Origin of the sequence: Blastomonas sp., from assembly GCF_046294995.1 — a bacterium.
Lineage (GTDB): Bacteria > Pseudomonadota > Alphaproteobacteria > Sphingomonadales > Sphingomonadaceae > Blastomonas.
Genome location: NZ_JBKBOG010000010.1, coordinates 89,305 through 104,790 on the forward strand (window position 1 = coordinate 89,305; position 15,486 = coordinate 104,790).

Here is a 15,486-nt window from a genome sequence, read left to right on the forward strand (position 1 = left end):
TGCACCCTCCTGTGTGTTCAACTGTTTACGCGCGTCGATGCAATGATGCCCATCAAGGCGTCAGGATCACAAGGCGCTGCCGCCACAACGATGCAGGCGCATACGGGTTGCGCGAAATTGCGACGCTGTCAGAGCGACCCGATCGCCAGGAACCGGGCTTCGCGCGCCGCGCGCAATTCCTGGGGACTGAGTTTCTTGAGCGTTTCGAGTTCCTCGCGCACAGCCTTGGCCAGTTCGCGAATTGCCTGCGCAGAATCGCGGTGCGCGCCGCCGACGGGTTCCTTGACGATCCGGTCGATGACGTTGAGCCGCTTGAGATCCGCCGCCGTGACCTGCATCGCCTCGGCCGCATCCGCCGCGCGGTCGGCGGTGCGCCACAGGATCGAGGCGCACCCTTCGGGGGAAATCACCGAATAGACCGCATGCTCGAACATCAGCACGCGCTCGGCCGACGCCAGTGCCACCGCACCGCCCGACCCGCCTTCGCCGACGATCGCCGAAACCATCGGCACGCCCAGCGACAAGCAGCGCTCGGTTGATCGGGCGATCGCTTCGGCCTGGCCGCGCTCTTCGGCCTGAACACCGGGAAAGGCACCCGATGTGTCGACCAGGGTCACCACCGGGAGCCCGAACCGGTCGGCCAGATCCATCAGCCGGATCGCCTTGCGATAGCCTTCGGGCTTGCCCATGCCGAAATTGTGGCGGATGCGGCTTTCGGTGGTGTCGCCCTTCTCGTGCCCGATAACGATGACCCGCTGCTCGCCCAGCCGGGCAAAGCCGCCCATGATCGCCTTGTCGTCGCCAAACGCACGGTCGCCTGCAAGCGGCAGGAATTCTTCGAACATTCCTGCAACGTAATGCTTGAAATGCGGGCGCGCCGGATGGCGGGCGACGAGCGTCTTCTGCCAGGGAGTCAGCCCGGCATAGGTCGACGCGAGCAATTTGCGGGCCTTGGCCGCGAGCCGCTCGATTTCGCTGTCGATATCGATCTCGCCGGTGTCGGCGGTTTCACGAAGCTCGGCAATGCGCGCGTCGAGCGCGGCGATCGGCTTTTCGAATTCGAGATAGCTTGTCATGGTCATGGTCTTGTCCTGCTAGCCACGCCGTTGCCGGTCGGCAAGTTTCATCTGCGCCAGCGGGTGACGCCGGTTGACCAGCTCGACCAGCCGCTTGCTGTCGACATGGGTGTAAATCTGGGTCGTGGCGATATCGGCATGCCCCAAAAACGTCTGCAGGGTGCGCAGGTCCGCGCCACCTTCGAGCAGGTGCGTGGCAAAGGCGTGGCGCAGGACATGAGGGCTGACGCGCGCGGGGTCTATCCCGGCACTGGCGGCAAATTCCTTGACCAGCTGATACAGGCGGATGCGGCTGATGTGCCCGGTGCGCGACGGGAACAGCCAGCGCGTCTCGGTGGTGCTGACCGCCAACCAGCGCGCCAGGGCATCGCGTGCGCGGCCGGAGATCGGCACGAGGCGCTGCTTGTCGCCCTTGCCGGTGATCGCCAGCAAGGGCCGGCCCATACTGGCAGCGGCGCGCGGCAGGCTGACCAGCTCGGTCGCGCGCAGCCCGGACCCGTACAGCAGTTCGATCAACGCCAGCAGCCTGATGTCCGAGGAGCGCGCCTCGGGCGAGGATGCGCGTTCCTCGGCCAGCGCGAACAGCCGGGCAATGTCGTCGTGCGAGAGAATTTTGGGCAGCGGCCGCTGCAAACGGGGCCGCGCCAGCGCCTTGTGCGCCTGGCCGCCGCCGCTTGAGGTCAGTCCCTCATCCTCGAGAAACGCAAAAAAACCGCGAAGGGCAGAGGATTTGCGGGCCACGGTGCTCGACGCCAGGCTGCGCCAATGGTGATCAAGCCGGGCAAGGCCCGCCTCGCCCGCCTGCGTCAGTTCGCCTGCAAGAGCATCGGACGCCTGCTCGAGGTCGCGGCGATAGGCCGCGATGGTATTGGCTGCCGCACCGCGTTCTGCCGCCATCATTTCCAGAAACCGCTCGATCAGACGGGCGTCGTCGCCGGCCATCGGTCAGGCGCGGCTGACGGCTTCTGCAGCGATCATCCGCGCTTCGGCCTGCCGTCCCACTGCCCGCAACGCCGAGACGACATGATACAGCTGGCGGGGTGTCATCGCGGACCAATCATTGCCCTGCATGCCCATCGCGACGAGCAAGGTGACCAGGCCGTCGTTGCCACTGGCGGCCGCCGCGCGAATGGCGCTGATCCAGCGGGTTTCGCCTCCCAGCCTGAAGCCGAGACTTTCCGCCAGCGAATTGCGATCGTTTTCGCTGATCCGGTTGAGCCCTGCCAGTCCCGCGACCAGAAACGCACTCTTGCGCGCATCGGTGCTGTTATCATTGCCGAAAAATTCGCTGACCTGCGAAGACGACAGCTGCGATCGACCCGGCGCTGCGAGCGCCAGCACGGCCCAGCCCAGGCTGCCCTGACGAACCACCCCGGTCCAGCGCGCCGCGCTGGTATCGAACCCTGCCGACACCATCGAGACGATCAGATCATCGCTCGACGACACGAGATCTTCCGACGGCGCGACCCTCGCTGCGGCGTGCGCGGTGAGAATATGCGCGGAATAACGGACGAACGCATTGTCGGACCGGGTCCACAGCGCTTGCATCGCCCTTATCCGGTCATCGACATCCGCCGCCACATAGGCGGTGCGCAGCAGCGCGGTACGATCGCGCAGAGCCTCGTCGGTGCCAGCATCGTCGAACGTCGCACTGTAAAGATCGATCATGTCGCTGCTGGACAGAATGCCCATGGCTGCCGCCATGTCGGCGGCCTGGACGCGCGAGGCGAGCGGCGCCATTGGTGCGCGGGCCCGCCATGCCTGATAGTTGCGGTCGGCACTTGCGAAAAGCGTCTCGGGTGGTTCCAACCCGGCGGTCAGCGCCAGCCCGAAGCGCCAGCGGGTCAGCTGATTTACATCGTCCCACTGCACCGAAACCGCGCGTCTGCCGTTCATGCTTGCGCCGACGATCTTCTCGGCGAGCACGACATCAATGCGGTCCATGCCGGCCTGCCGCCGCGCCCGGTCGATCTGTTCGCGTGCCGCGCTGCCCTCACCCGAAAATCCCGCGCACATTGCGCGGACCAGCTGCCATTCGTTGCTTTTGACGCCATCGTCGGCGAAGGGCAGCAGCGGGCACATGCCCAATGGATCGGCGGCAGAAACATAGCTGTTCAGTGCGACGTTAAGCAGCCGCGGCGTCGCGGCGGGCGGATCGACCGCCTGCACCATCCGCACCGCGCCGTCGGCAGAGCCGAGCCGCAGCAGCAGCGCTGCGCGTTCAGCGGCCCAGTTGGCGCCGTTGATCCCCTGCGGCGTATCGAGTTCGCTCAACAGCAACCTTTGCAGACCAAGCGATGCCCAGCGCGAAACGATCCGTCCACCGGTGCGGCGCACCAGGGTCTGCGCATAGGGCCCTCCGATATTGCCCAGCGACGTCGCGCGGAAGCCGCCATTGGCCTCGGTGAGCGGACCGATCAGATCGAGCGAGCGGCGTGCCCCGGGCGGCAGCGCCTGGGCCTGCGCCATCTGTTCCGCCAATTGCTCCTGCAGCGCCACGAGCTCTTCGCTCAAAGCGTCCTCGCTCTCTTCCTCGCCGGCCAGCGACGGCAAAGGTGCAACTGGCACAATCGTTGGGGAGACAGCGGGCGGCGGCGGGACAGCGCGGCCCGGATCGGCCGGTGTAGGCGGTTCGGCCTGCGAAGGTGCCGGCGCGGGATCATTGAAGCCCGGCGGAAGCAGCGATTCCGGTGCGTCGTTCTGCCCGATCACTGGCGCAGAGACTATGCCAACAGTCAGCAGGCTGGCACAAGCCAGCAGCATTCCGCGCCGAACCTGGCCCCGCCGCATCGAAATCAGCCCTCCGGCTGAGCTGTGTCTGCGCCTGCACCCGATGTGGTCGCAGACGGCAGCGGGATCTGCTTTTCCACCCGTGCTGTCGGCACTTCACCACCGCGCGAATAGGCAAGCACCAGCAAGGCGACGACCAGCACAGCCAGCACCACAAGAATCAACGGACCCATAGGGCGCCTGCGCTGCCGGTAATTCTGTCCCAAAATGGCCATGGCCGAGATATGCTCCTTGAACCCACCAGAAAACTTGCGCCACCGCCTAGCCTATTTATAGGCTGCGCGGCAATGCTGCAGAACCGAAAATCCGATCCCGCAAAGCTGGCGAGCGACATAGCGCAATGGCTCGACCGGCCGCTGGTGCTGGTCGGGCTGATGGGCGTGGGCAAATCGACGGTCGGTCGGAGACTGGCTGCAGACCTGGGGATCAGCTTTGTCGACGCCGATGAGGAAATCGTCGCTGCGGCCCAGATGTCGATCGCCGAGATTTTCGAACGCTTCGGCGAGCCGTACTTCCGCGATGGCGAACGCCGCGTCATCTCGCGCCTGATCGACGGCACGCCTCGCGTGATCGCCACCGGTGGCGGCGCGTTCATGAACGACGAAACGCGCGCACTGATAATGAACGGTGCGATCGCGATCTGGCTCGATGCGGACCTTGCGACCCTGGTCGAGCGGGTGGGTCGCCGGAACACCCGCCCGCTTTTGCGCAACGGCGACCCTGCCGAGGTTTTGGCCAGACTCGCCGAAGTGCGCAATCCGGTCTACGCACAGGCACACATCCATGTGCGCAGCAAGGACGGCCCGCATCACCGCACGGTTTTGACGATATTGGAGGCACTCGCCCGATGGCACGGCTGAACATCGCGCTGGGCCAGCGCAGTTACGAGATCGCGGTGGAGGCCGGCGCGCTGGATGCCGTGGCACAGCACATCGCGCCATGGACCAAGCGCGGCCGCACGTTGTGGGTCAGCGACAGCAATGTCGCGGCCCGGCACTGGCCGCGAATAGCAGCGCAACTGGAAGCGGCAGGCCTTGCAGCGGCGTTGCATATCGTCCCTGCCGGCGAGCAAAGCAAAAGCTGGGGCGAACTGGCCCGGCTGACCGACTGGCTTTTGGGCGAGGGCGTCGAACGCAGCGACACCATCTTCGCGTTGGGTGGCGGGATGATCGGCGACCTCACCGGCTTTGCCGCCTCGATCGTCAAGCGCGGCTGCGAATTCGTGCAGCTACCCACCACCCTGCTCGCGCAGGTCGACAGCTCGGTCGGCGGCAAGACCGCGATCAACACGGCAGCGGGCAAGAACCTGGTCGGTGCCTTTCACCAGCCGCGCTTCGTGCTGATCGATCCTCAGGTGCTGGCAACCCTGCCACCGCGCGAAATGCGGGCCGGCTATGCCGAGGTGGTCAAATACGGGTTGATCGACGACGCACCTTTCTTTGACTGGTGCGAGGCGCATGGCGCCGAGGTGCTGTCTGGCGACCCGGCTGCGCTCGGCCACGCAATCGTCACCAGCGTCGCCGCAAAGGCCAGAATCGTCGGGGAAGACGAGCGTGAGACCAAGGATCGCCGCGCACTGCTCAACCTTGGGCATACTTTCGGCCATGCGCTCGAGGCAGACACCGGGTTTGGCGAGCGGCTGCTGCACGGCGAAGCAGTAGGCGTCGGAATGGTTCTCGCCTTGCAATATTCGGCGCGGCGCGGGCTGTGTGCGCCCCAGGATGCCATCCGCGTTGCTGCGCATTTCAAGGCTTGCGGCATGCCGGTGACCCTGCGCGAGGCGGGCGTGACCGCCGACGGTGCCACGTTGGTCGATCATATGCGTCACGACAAGAAGATGGCGGGCGGCAATCTTCCGTTCCTGCTGGCACGCGGCATCGGCCAGACCTTCGTCGCCCACGATGTCGATCTGGCGGACGTGGCTGCCTTTCTCGACGAACTGCACGCCCGCCCGGGATAAACTATGCCGTATGTAAACTTTCTCTTTAGGACGATGGGGTAGGCTGCGCACTTGGAGGCAACCCAAATGGGTGGGCCAGGTTAGCAATGTTCCTGTAATTTTGCGGAACAGGGGATCAGCATCGTGTCGTTTATCCAGCCCGGAGCCTTTGCCCGCGCCCAGCCAGACGCAGCGCCTCCGCGTACGCTGGATGCCGCGCTGGCACAGGGCACGAGCGGCGACCATGGCTTTGTGCACCTGTTGATCGATAAGGCCCATCCCGTGCGTGCGATGGACCTTGCAGACGCCGCACATTATCTGTGCCTGCTGCATGGACGCTACCCTGGGCTGATCGATTATGCCGCCACGCGCAGCGCAGATCCTTATGTCGGCAAATGGTTGTCGCAGGCGTGCGAAGCCTTTGTTGGCGAACGTGCTTTGCTGACCCGGCTGACGGTGGCGGCGGGGCCGATCACCAGTACGCCGGGGCAGGACCGCTGCACACCGGCGATCATCAACCTGCGCGGCGCGCTCAACGCGCTGTCGCAGTCGGACCGTCAGGGCTGCGCACTGGGCGCAGCGATCGCACTGGTGCTCGACTGGATCGCCGTTCGGCAGGTTCTTGACGTGATTGCGGAAAGGACCGGGCTCGATGTCCGTCCTTCCATTCTCCCGTCAGCAGACCAGACCAAGCAGCTTGCAGCGGAAATGAGCACGGTTGCTTCAATCGGCCGCGCCATTGGTTTCGGCGCTTCGCAAACCTTGCTGCAGCACAGGCAGTTCTGGGATATGCTGGCCGAACGCGCCGAGCTTCGCAACGCGCAGGACGGCATTTGACTCGCCTGCGCGCGGTCGCTGCTCGGGCTGCGGACTGACGGAAACGTAAAGCTGGCGCACGGTCCCGGCTTGCCAAGCCTCGCCAAGCCCCCTATCGCTTAACCAACCAGTTAACTGCGGCAGGAAGGCATCTCATGCGCTTTGAAGGCACCAGCGAATATGTTGCAACCGACGATCTGAAGGTGGCGGTCAACGCCGCCGTCGCGCTGCGGCGGCCCCTGCTGGTGAAGGGCGAGCCGGGCACCGGCAAGACCGTGCTGGCGCACCAGATCGCGCAGGCCGCAGGCGCACCGCTGATCGAATGGAACATCAAATCGACCACCAAGGCGCAGCAGGGCCTTTACGAATATGACGCGGTGGCGCGGCTGCGCGACGGCCAGCTGGGCGACGAACGCGTTCACGACATCGGCAACTACATCAAGAAGGGCAAGCTTTGGGAAGCGTTCACCGCGCCCGAGCTGCCCGTGCTGCTGATCGACGAGATCGACAAAGCCGATATCGAGTTCCCCAACGATCTGCTGCAGGAACTCGACCGCATGGAGTTCTATGTCTACGAGACCAAGGAGCTGGTGAAGGCCAAGGACCGCCCGATCGTGGTCATCACCTCGAACAACGAGAAGGAACTTCCCGACGCGTTTCTGCGCCGCTGCTTCTTCCACTACATCAAGTTCCCTGACCGCGAGACGATGCAGGCGATCATCGACGTCCATTTCCCCGGCATCCAGAAGATCCTGGTCCAGAAGGCGCTCGAAATCTTCTACGATGTTCGCGAAGTCCCCGGCCTCAAGAAGAAGCCCTCGACCAGCGAGCTGCTCGACTGGCTGAAGCTGCTGCTGCACGAAGACATGCCGCTCGAAGTGCTGCAGTCGCGCGACCCGAGCAAGGCGATTCCGCCGCTGCACGGCGCGCTGCTCAAGAACGAGCAGGACGTGATGCTGTTCGAACGCCTGGCATTCATGTCACGCCGCAACAGCTGAGGCGATACGGACGGTTGGCACCCGCCGTCAGCGGATATAGGCCAGCTCGAAATTGCCCCAATACCGGCCTCTGATCCACAACGGCACGAAGATGTTGCGCAGGATCTTCACCGCACCCGGGCGCGGCTCAAAGCGGTAGACGGCGGCGTAATATTCGTCGTTCCTGTGGGTGATGGCTTCGGCGGTCGTCCGGTCGAGCACGATCATGCGGTTGCGGCAGTGCGCCGTATCATGCGCAAGGTCGCCGGTCGGCGCGTGCGATCGCTCGGAGATATGAGTCGGCAGATAGCCGTCTTCGTTCGAGATGACGGCGCCGAACGTTGTCAGGCCCGGACCCCAGAACCTGTCCAGCACCGGACGGATGTGCGCGTCGGCAAAATCGTTGAAACCGGTGTCGAAACGCTCCAGTCCCGGCTCATTGCGCGGGCGGTAGTTGCGATCGAACACCTGTTCCAGGGTAATCACGCCGCGGTCGAGCCCGTCTTCGATAATCGCGCGCAGCTCGCTGCAGACATTCGTCGCGGTCGCTACGAAGGGGTTGTCGCGGTGCGACAGTCCGGTGTGGACGAGCTGATTGAACATGACATTGGACAGCGCCTCGAGCGCCGTGGTCTGGCCAAGAGCGTCTTCCAGCTGATCGCTGCACCCTGCGACGTCGCCCATGAAGACGAAAAGGTTGTCGCACAGTTCGCCAGTATTGGAGCGCACGCCGTTGCTCGATTCGGCAATGGCGTCGGCCTTGCTCGCGACATCGCGGACCATCTCGCCTGCCTGCTGGATCGCGGCGTCGATCGTCTCGAAATGCCGTTGGGCGCTGCGGCTTTGCTCGACGCCGCGCTCGACCTGCGCCATGAAATGCCCCGCTTCGATGCCCAGCGAGTGCATGGTGCCTGAGATCTTGTCGGTCACCTGCCGGGTGTCCTGCGCGAGCTTTTTCACCTCGGCTGCGACCACGGCAAAGGTCGCGCCGGCCGCCCCCGCCCGCTCCGCCTCGATCGCGGCGTTGAGCGCCAGCATGTTGGTGGACCGGGCAATCGAATCGATCGTCTGGCTGGCGGTAACGACATCGGCCATCGCGTTGGCGAACCGCTTCACGTCGTCGCCCAGCCCCTGGATCAGCGCGATCAGATCGTGCAGCTCCAGTGCCGAAACCTGCATCGTCTCGGAACTGGCGGCCAGGTTCTGATAGGCGGCCTGGCTGGTGAGCCGCGCGCTGTTGGTGGCCGCGACGACCTGGTCCTGCTCCTGCGCAAGGTTGCGCGCGATCTGTTCGAGATAGGATCTCTTTTCGCCCAGCAGCGCCATGCGCTGGCGCACGGTCTCGACAATCCCGCCGACCTGGCTGGATCCGATGACAGAATCGCCGCAGCTTTCGGCCATCTGCTGAATGGCATCGCTTTCAGGTACGATGATGCGATGCTCCTGCATGGTGAACCCCGGATAACGCTAGAATAACAAAGCCTAGCCGATGATGATTAACGGGGTGTAAAACGCAGGCGAAGGGACGCTTGCCACTTGCCAGAATGGGCGGGCATCGCCATCGTGGGCGCTTCCGCAAACGTAAAGCGCCAGTTGCAAGGGTTCAGGGTCAATGTTCTTCTCGTTCATGGATGAATTGCGCAGCGCCGGAATATCGGTATCGCTCAAGGAGCATCTGATCCTGCTCGAGGCGCTGCACAGCGAGGTCATCGACCGCACCCCGGAGGAGTTTTACTACCTCTCCCGCGCAACGCTGGTGAAGGACGAAGGCCTGCTCGACCGGTTCGACCAGGTGTTCGCCAAGGTGTTCAAGGGCCTGGAGATGACCTTTCAGGGCAATGACAGCGCCGAAATCCCCGAAGACTGGCTGAAGGCCGTTGCCGAGAAGTTCCTTTCCGATGAGGAGATGGAGAAGATCAAGGCGCTGGGATCCTGGGAAGAGATCATGGAGACGCTGAAAAAGCGGCTCGAGGAACAGGAAAAGCGCCACCAGGGCGGCAACAAATGGATCGGCACCGGCGGCACCAGCCCGTTCGGCAATTCGGGCTACAACCCCGAAGGCGTGCGCATTGGCGGCGAAAGCAAGCACAAGCGCGCAGTCAAGGTGTGGGAAAAGCGCGAGTTCCAGAACCTGGACGACACCCGCCAGCTGGGCACGCGCAACATCAAGGTCGCGCTGCGCCGTTTGCGCCGCTTTGCGCGCGAAGGCGTTGCGGACGAACTCGACATCGACGGCACGATTGATGGCACCGCGCGCCAGGGCTGGCTCGATATCCGCATGCGGCCCGAGCGGCACAATGCGGTCAAGCTGCTGCTGTTCCTCGACGTCGGCGGTTCGATGGACCCGTTTATCAAGCTTTGCGAGGAGCTGTTCTCGGCAGCCAAGACCGAGTTCAAGAACCTCGAATTCTTCTATTTCCACAACTGCCTTTACGAAGGCGTGTGGAAGGACAACCGCCGCCGCTTTACCGAGCGTACCAACACGTGGGACATCCTCCACAAGTTCGGGCATGACTATAAGGTCATCTTCGTCGGCGATGCCTCGATGAGCCCCTATGAGATCAGCCATCCGGGCGGGTCGGTCGAGCATTTCAACGACGAGGCTGGCGCGGTGTGGATGCAGCGGGTCGTCAACACCTATCCCGCCGCAGCCTGGCTCAACCCGGTGCCCGAGGCGCAATGGGGCTATTCGCAATCGGTGCGGATGATCAAGGACCTGATGAACGACCGGATGTATTCGTTGACGCTCGAGGGGCTCGACGATGCGATGCGCGAACTGGTGCGCAAGCACGGACACTGATGCGCCGCGGCGCGGTAAGGCTCAGGCCTTGCCCGCGTAGCGATCGGTCGCCTCGATCAGCCGGTCGAGGATGCCCGGTTCCGAATAGGCATGCCCTGCCCCTTCCACCAGATGGAAGTCCATGTGCGGCAGTGCCTTGTGCAACGCCCAGGCGTAATGCGCCGGGCACGGCATGTCATAGCGGCCGTGGACGATGGTGCCGGGTATGTCCGTTAGCCGCGATGCGTTGCGCAGCAATTGCTCGGGCTCCAGCCAGCAGGCGTTGACGAAATAATGGGTTTCGATCCGCGCAAAGGCGAGCGCGAACTGGCCGTCGTCGTGCTGCTCGCTGAGCTTCGCATCGGGCAGCAGCGTCACCGTCTCGCCTTCGTACAGGCTCCACGCCCGCGCTGCCGCCAGCTGCAATTCGCGGTCGCTGCCCGTCAGCCGCTGGTGATAGGCGCTGAGCATATCGCCGCGCTCATCGTCGGGGATCAGCGCCTGAAAGCGCTCCCAATTGTCGGGAAACATCTGCGACACGCCGAACTGATAGAACCAGTCCAACTCAGGCTGCGTGCAGGTATAGATGCCGCGCAGCACCAGCTGGGAGACGCGGGTCGGGTGGGTCTGCGCATAGGCCAGCGCCAGCGTCGATCCCCATGATCCGCCGAACACCAGACAGTCGTCTGCCCCCGCCAGCACCCGGAGCCGCTCGATATCTGCGACCAGATGCCAGGTGGTGTTGGCCTCGAGCGATGCGTGCGGCTCAGACCGCCCGCAGCCGCGCTGGTCGAACAGCATGACGTCATACAGCGCCGGATCGAACAGCCGCCGGTGATCGGGCGAACAGCCGCCACCGGGGCCGCCGTGCAGGAACACCGCAGGCTTGCCTCCCGGCGTGCCGACGCGCTCGTAATAGACCGCGTGCCCGTCGCCCGTATCGAGCGTGCCGGTGGCATAGGGCTCTATCGCCGGATACAGCGTGCGCACCGGCCCGGCCCGTCCGCCTCAGCCCTTGCCGTGGCGGGTGTTGCTCGACAGATAGTCGCCATAGCTGCCGACATAGCTGTCGACGATCATCTGGGTTTCCTCGGCAGCATAGCTTTCGGCATCGGCCTTCTTGCCGCCATACTGCATCTCGGACTTGACCATCGCTTCCAAAAGCTTGGTCTTTTCCGTGGCGCAGGCACCGCCAACCGCCTTGGTGAACTCCGCCGGCGTCTTCTTGGCCTCGAGCGCCTCGTTGGTGTACGTCGTCAGGCAGGCGTTATAGCCTGCGCGCGCGCTTTCGACGGGATCGCCCTGTGCCATGGACATCGCCATCGCGAAAAACAGTGTGAGACTCATAGTAATCCTCCCCAGAATTCATGCGCGGCAGTTACCACAATCGCGAGCTGCCCGGAAAGTCTATTATAGCGGGTTTGCACAGGTTTACCGCGCAGCGATCAGCGGATTCGCAGGCCCCCCTGCACCACCGCATCGACGCTCTCGAGTTCGCGCACATCGGCGAGCGGATCGCCATCGACCGCGATGATATCGGCATAGCGCCCGACCGCGATTGTGCCCACATCCTGCGTCCGTCCCAAAGCCTCGGCTGCGTTGAGAGTCGCCGCGCGGATCGCCTCGATGGGCGTCATGCCGTATTCGACCATCACCTTGAACTGGCCCGCAGCCGTGGCGTGCGGCATGACGCCAGCGTCGGTCGCGAACACCATCTTCACGCCCGCGCGGTGCGCCTTGCGGAAGTTGTCGCGCTGGATCTGCGCCACCTCGCGGTCCTTGCGCAGATTGTCCTCCATCACGCCGTTCTTCGCGCCTTCGGCCTGGGTGTAATCGGTGTTGAAGATATCCATCGCGAACCACACCGGCTGCTTGCGCTCGGCCGCAAGCCGGATCCCCTCGTCGTCGACCAGGCTGGCATGCTCGATGGTATCGATGCCCGCACGGATCGCCGCCTTGATGCCCGCCCCGCCATGCGCGTGCGCCGCGACCTTGAGGCCCCATTGGTGCGCCTCGTCGGCGATCGCGCGCAGTTCCTCTTCGGAAAGCTGCTGCTGGCCGGGCTCGGTGTTGCGCGAGAACACCCCGCCGGTGGCGCAGACCTTGATGACTTCGGCGCCGTATTTGCGCTGCTCGCGCACCCGCTGGCGCAGTTCGACAGCGCCATCGCCCACCGCGGGCGATTTCGCCGCAAACGAGGGCGGAAGATAGGTCTGGTCGCAATGGCCGCCGGTCGCGCCGAGCGCGTGTGCGGCAGGCACGATCCGCGGACCCGTCGCCCAGCCCTCGGCGATCGCCTGCTTCAATGCGACGTCGTTATAACCCTCCGACCCGACATTGCGCACAGTGGTGAACCCGGCATTGAGCATCGCGCGCGCATTGGATGCGGCGACGAAGCTCCAGAAGCGGTCGGTGAACTGCAGGCTGTTGTACCCGCCATAGGTCGGCGAGCTGTCGAGATGGACGTGCATGTCGATGAGGCCGGGCAGCAGCGTCTTGCCCGACAGGTCGATATGCGTGACGTCATCGCCCCAGCGCACGATGCGCGCATCGGCGACCGAGGTGATGCGGCCGTTCTCGGTGAAGATCGCGGGGAACTCGGTGACCTTGCCGGTGGCGACGTCGATCATCTTCGCCGCGGTAATCACCGTGCGTTGCGGCGCCTCCTGTGCTGCGGCCGAAACCGTGAGCGCAGACGCGGCGAGCGCCGCCGAGATCAAACGTGCAAAGCTTTTCATGATGTTCCCCTGACCGGCCCTTCCCGGTTCCTTCTGCCTCAACGATTACAGTGACATGGCATTCAGGCAAGCGAAACCCGCCGGCCTGCGGCGACCCCTAATATTTTGGGGTGGGCGCACCGCCGCCCAGGGCCTAGCATCGCCCTTATGGCAACCATGATGACCGACGGCCTCGAGGCCCTGACCGAGAAGGAAAAGCAGACGCTGCGGCTGATCGTGCGCGGGCACGATGCCAAGTCGATCGCCCGCACGCTCGACCTTTCGGTGCACACCATCAACGAGCGGCTGCGCGATGCGCGGCGCAAGATGGCGGTCTCGAGCAGCCGCGAGGCCGCGCGCCTGCTGCTGGCGGCGGAGGGGGGCGACGTTACCCCTGAATCCTTGGGGGACACGCCAATCGGGGAAGACCCGCGCGCCGTTCAGGCCGATCAGGACCCAGCGCCGATCGTCGGCGCTGGACGGCGCCCCCGCCGCTCCCGGATCATCCTAGGAGGTTTCATCATGACATTCGCCCTCGGCCTACTGGCCCTCGCAACCTTGCCGTTCAACAGCTCGGCTCCGACGACCGCCGCCGCCACCCCGGCTCCGACGCTGGCCGCGCTGTCGGACACGCCCGACGCGCAAGTCGTCGACGCCGCCCGCGCCTTCCTGACGCTGATCGAGCAGAAAAACTCGGAAGCCAGCTACGCCGCCACCGGCACCGCCTTCCGCAAGCTCAACACGCTCGCGGTGTGGACCCAGGTCTCAGAAGAGGTCCACGCCCGCTACGGCGCGGCGGTCTCGCGCACCCTGCTCAGCCAGGAAAACCTGCCAGCCCCACCCGCAGGCTACGAAGTCGTGAAGTTCCGCACGGTGTACGCGAACAAGCAGCAGGCGGTGGAAACGGTGACGCTGGACCGCGAGGATGGCAAGTGGGTCGTGGTGGGGGTTACGGTGGGGTGAGGCGGTTGGCCGCATGCCACTGCCTGAGATTGATCGCCACACCGTCGTCGGCAGTGATCTGGGCAGCAGTGCAGTGTTCCGTCAGGATCACGACATTGCTGGTCGGCCAGCGCGCATTCGGCACGATGATCGCCTGATACTCGTAGAAGAAAGCGACCTCGCCAATCTGCTGGGTGGTTGGGTATTCACCGCCCCGCTGCATATAGGACAAGCGCCCGTAGAGTTGCATATCCACCCCGAGCGCGGCCAATTGACCTTCGCCTGACAGATCAAGCACGCGGGTGAGTTGAGCCTGTAGCTGGTGGATGCGCTTTACAGACTTGGATGGCGGGATAGGCTGACCGCTGGCTGCATGGAACCAAGCCTCTGCAAGCGCGCCATCGCGCTCGCTCGATGTGTAGAGCACGTCGAAGCTGCCATCGTCCCAGCGACCACCGGACCGCCCGGCGCGTAAAGGGTCGCGTCCATCCGTGACCACTCGCCACAGCCGCGCCGAAAGCCCGACCGGTGTCTGAACCTCGATCGCATCGAGCAGCGCCTGCGGTCGCGGCAGACGGTGATCGTCGCTCAAAGATAGGCCTCTGCATCGAGCCGATCGAGTATTGCGATGACATCCGCCGTGCCCTCCCCGACGATCAGGTCGATCGCCCTGCGACCCCCCAGTTGCGGATGATCCGAATATAGCCAGATCCGCACCTCCTCGGGCGTGTAATAATCATCGAGCCGGTTGACGACATAATGCAGCCGCGCCAGCAACAGCTGAACCTCGGGCTTGGGCGCATGTGACCCGATCTTCCAGCGATGGACCGTGGCGGATGAAACATCCGTGAAATTGGCGATATCCGTGCCCTTGAGGCCACCATCGTCCTGAAGTCGATCAATGAAACGGGTAACGGCATTCATGGTGTTATGTCTTTCCAATCCGACCGAAACGCGCGTCGAGAGCGGCTGTGCAGTGCGTGCTGCAAATGCCCCAGCATCAAAGAAGTGTATCACATGGTTTTCACGTTTACCAGTCCATGAAAATGATATGTAGCGCTTGGCACCGTGTTGCGCGCGCTGAAGCTGACCGCCGTGTGGACGCAAGTCTCAGAAGAGGTCCACGCCCGCTACGGCGCAGTCGTCTCGCGCACATTGCTCAGCCAGGAAAGCCTGCCAGCCCTGCCCGCAGGCTACGAAGCCGTCAAGTTCCGCACGGTCTATGCAAACAAGGAGCAGGCGGTGGAAACGGTGACGCTGGATCGCGAGGATGGCAAGTGGATCGTGGTGGGGGTTACGGTGGGGTGAGGCGCAAGGGGCAACGGCAAACTAGGGTCCAAACCCAATCAGCCTCTTGAAAATCGCTGCGCAGATTGATTCAAAGGGTCTCCACTGCAGCAGGAGACCCTTTGAGATGTCGCGTTCGTTGTTCTGGTTGTCTGATGAAGCA

General features: G+C 64.1%; 17 protein-coding genes. 7 read left to right on the plus strand and 10 right to left on the minus strand.

Annotated elements, in window-relative coordinates; translation table 11 throughout:
• Positions 1-128: 128 nt before the first annotated feature.
• From ACK4R0_RS12070 to ACK4R0_RS12085, 4 genes are all read right to left on the minus strand, one after another.
• Positions 129-1,076, minus strand: a complete 948-nt coding sequence (locus tag ACK4R0_RS12070; protein ID WP_409674219.1) for an acetyl-CoA carboxylase carboxyltransferase subunit alpha — start codon at positions 1,074-1,076, stop codon at positions 129-131.
• A gap of 18 nt (positions 1,077-1,094) precedes the next feature.
• Positions 1,095-2,018, minus strand: a complete 924-nt coding sequence (locus ACK4R0_RS12075; protein WP_409674187.1) for a tyrosine recombinase — start codon at positions 2,016-2,018, stop codon at positions 1,095-1,097.
• Positions 2,019-2,021: 3 nt separating this feature from the next.
• On the minus strand, positions 2,022-3,629 hold the full coding sequence (locus tag ACK4R0_RS12080) for a hypothetical protein (RefSeq protein WP_409674188.1): 1,608 nt from the start codon (positions 3,627-3,629) through the stop codon (positions 2,022-2,024).
• A 242-nt stretch (positions 3,630-3,871) separates the two neighbouring features.
• Positions 3,872-4,081, minus strand: a complete 210-nt coding sequence (locus ACK4R0_RS12085; protein ID WP_409674189.1) for a hypothetical protein — start codon at positions 4,079-4,081, stop codon at positions 3,872-3,874.
• A gap of 72 nt (positions 4,082-4,153) precedes the next feature.
• Here ACK4R0_RS12085 and ACK4R0_RS12090 point away from each other — a divergent pair, with 72 nt between their 5' ends.
• From ACK4R0_RS12090 to ACK4R0_RS12105, 4 genes are all read left to right on the plus strand, one after another.
• Entirely contained in the window at positions 4,154-4,726 is a 573-nt protein-coding gene (locus ACK4R0_RS12090; protein WP_409674191.1) for a shikimate kinase, read from the plus strand.
• Positions 4,714-5,826, plus strand: a complete 1,113-nt coding sequence (gene aroB / locus ACK4R0_RS12095; RefSeq protein ID WP_409674193.1) for a 3-dehydroquinate synthase — start codon at positions 4,714-4,716, stop codon at positions 5,824-5,826. Before ACK4R0_RS12090 ends, aroB begins: the two co-directional genes overlap by 13 nt.
• Before the next feature lie 123 nt (positions 5,827-5,949).
• Positions 5,950-6,642: a DUF6975 family protein gene (locus ACK4R0_RS12100; RefSeq protein WP_409674195.1), complete on the plus strand. Its 693-nt coding sequence runs from the start codon at positions 5,950-5,952 to the stop codon at positions 6,640-6,642.
• Between the two features lie 134 nt (positions 6,643-6,776).
• Positions 6,777-7,619, plus strand: a complete 843-nt coding sequence (locus tag ACK4R0_RS12105; RefSeq protein ID WP_409674197.1) for an AAA family ATPase — start codon at positions 6,777-6,779, stop codon at positions 7,617-7,619.
• A 27-nt stretch (positions 7,620-7,646) separates the two neighbouring features.
• On the opposite strand, the gene ACK4R0_RS12110 is transcribed toward ACK4R0_RS12105, so the two are convergent.
• A complete protein-coding gene (locus ACK4R0_RS12110) occupies positions 7,647-9,047 on the minus strand; it encodes a methyl-accepting chemotaxis protein (RefSeq protein WP_409674199.1) in 1,401 nt (466 codons plus the stop codon).
• A gap of 163 nt (positions 9,048-9,210) precedes the next feature.
• Here ACK4R0_RS12110 and ACK4R0_RS12115 point away from each other — a divergent pair, with 163 nt between their 5' ends.
• Positions 9,211-10,398 (plus strand): vWA domain-containing protein, encoded by a 1,188-nt coding sequence (locus tag ACK4R0_RS12115; RefSeq protein ID WP_409674201.1) that lies wholly within the window; start codon positions 9,211-9,213, stop codon positions 10,396-10,398.
• 21 nt (positions 10,399-10,419) lie between these two features.
• Here ACK4R0_RS12115 and pip read toward each other — a convergent pair whose 3' ends face one another.
• From pip to ACK4R0_RS12130, 3 genes are all read right to left on the minus strand, one after another.
• A complete protein-coding gene (gene pip / locus ACK4R0_RS12120; RefSeq protein WP_409674203.1) occupies positions 10,420-11,367 on the minus strand; it encodes a prolyl aminopeptidase in 948 nt (315 codons plus the stop codon).
• Positions 11,368-11,385: 18 nt separating this feature from the next.
• The gene (locus ACK4R0_RS12125) at positions 11,386-11,724 is read right to left on the minus strand and encodes a hypothetical protein (protein WP_409674205.1); all 339 of its coding nucleotides are present in this window, start codon (positions 11,722-11,724) and stop codon (positions 11,386-11,388) included.
• Positions 11,725-11,822: 98 nt separating this feature from the next.
• A complete protein-coding gene (locus ACK4R0_RS12130) occupies positions 11,823-13,115 on the minus strand; it encodes an amidohydrolase family protein (RefSeq protein ID WP_409674207.1) in 1,293 nt (430 codons plus the stop codon).
• A gap of 147 nt (positions 13,116-13,262) precedes the next feature.
• Here ACK4R0_RS12130 and ACK4R0_RS12135 point away from each other — a divergent pair, with 147 nt between their 5' ends.
• Positions 13,263-14,057 (plus strand): DUF4019 domain-containing protein, encoded by a 795-nt coding sequence (locus tag ACK4R0_RS12135; RefSeq protein WP_409674209.1) that lies wholly within the window; start codon positions 13,263-13,265, stop codon positions 14,055-14,057.
• Here the strand turns inward: ACK4R0_RS12135 and ACK4R0_RS12140 are convergent.
• Together ACK4R0_RS12140 and ACK4R0_RS12145 are read right to left on the minus strand one after the other, a co-directional pair.
• The gene (locus ACK4R0_RS12140) at positions 14,044-14,628 is read right to left on the minus strand and encodes an RES family NAD+ phosphorylase (protein ID WP_409674211.1); all 585 of its coding nucleotides are present in this window, start codon (positions 14,626-14,628) and stop codon (positions 14,044-14,046) included. The genes ACK4R0_RS12135 and ACK4R0_RS12140 overlap by 14 nt on opposite strands.
• Positions 14,625-14,960 (minus strand): antitoxin Xre/MbcA/ParS toxin-binding domain-containing protein, encoded by a 336-nt coding sequence (locus ACK4R0_RS12145; RefSeq protein ID WP_409674213.1) that lies wholly within the window; start codon positions 14,958-14,960, stop codon positions 14,625-14,627. The genes ACK4R0_RS12140 and ACK4R0_RS12145 overlap by 4 nt, the downstream gene beginning before the upstream one ends.
• 144 nt (positions 14,961-15,104) lie before the next feature.
• Here ACK4R0_RS12145 and ACK4R0_RS12150 point away from each other — a divergent pair, with 144 nt between their 5' ends.
• Positions 15,105-15,344 (plus strand): DUF4019 domain-containing protein, encoded by a 240-nt coding sequence (locus ACK4R0_RS12150; protein ID WP_409674215.1) that lies wholly within the window; start codon positions 15,105-15,107, stop codon positions 15,342-15,344.
• Positions 15,345-15,486 lie beyond the last annotated feature (142 nt).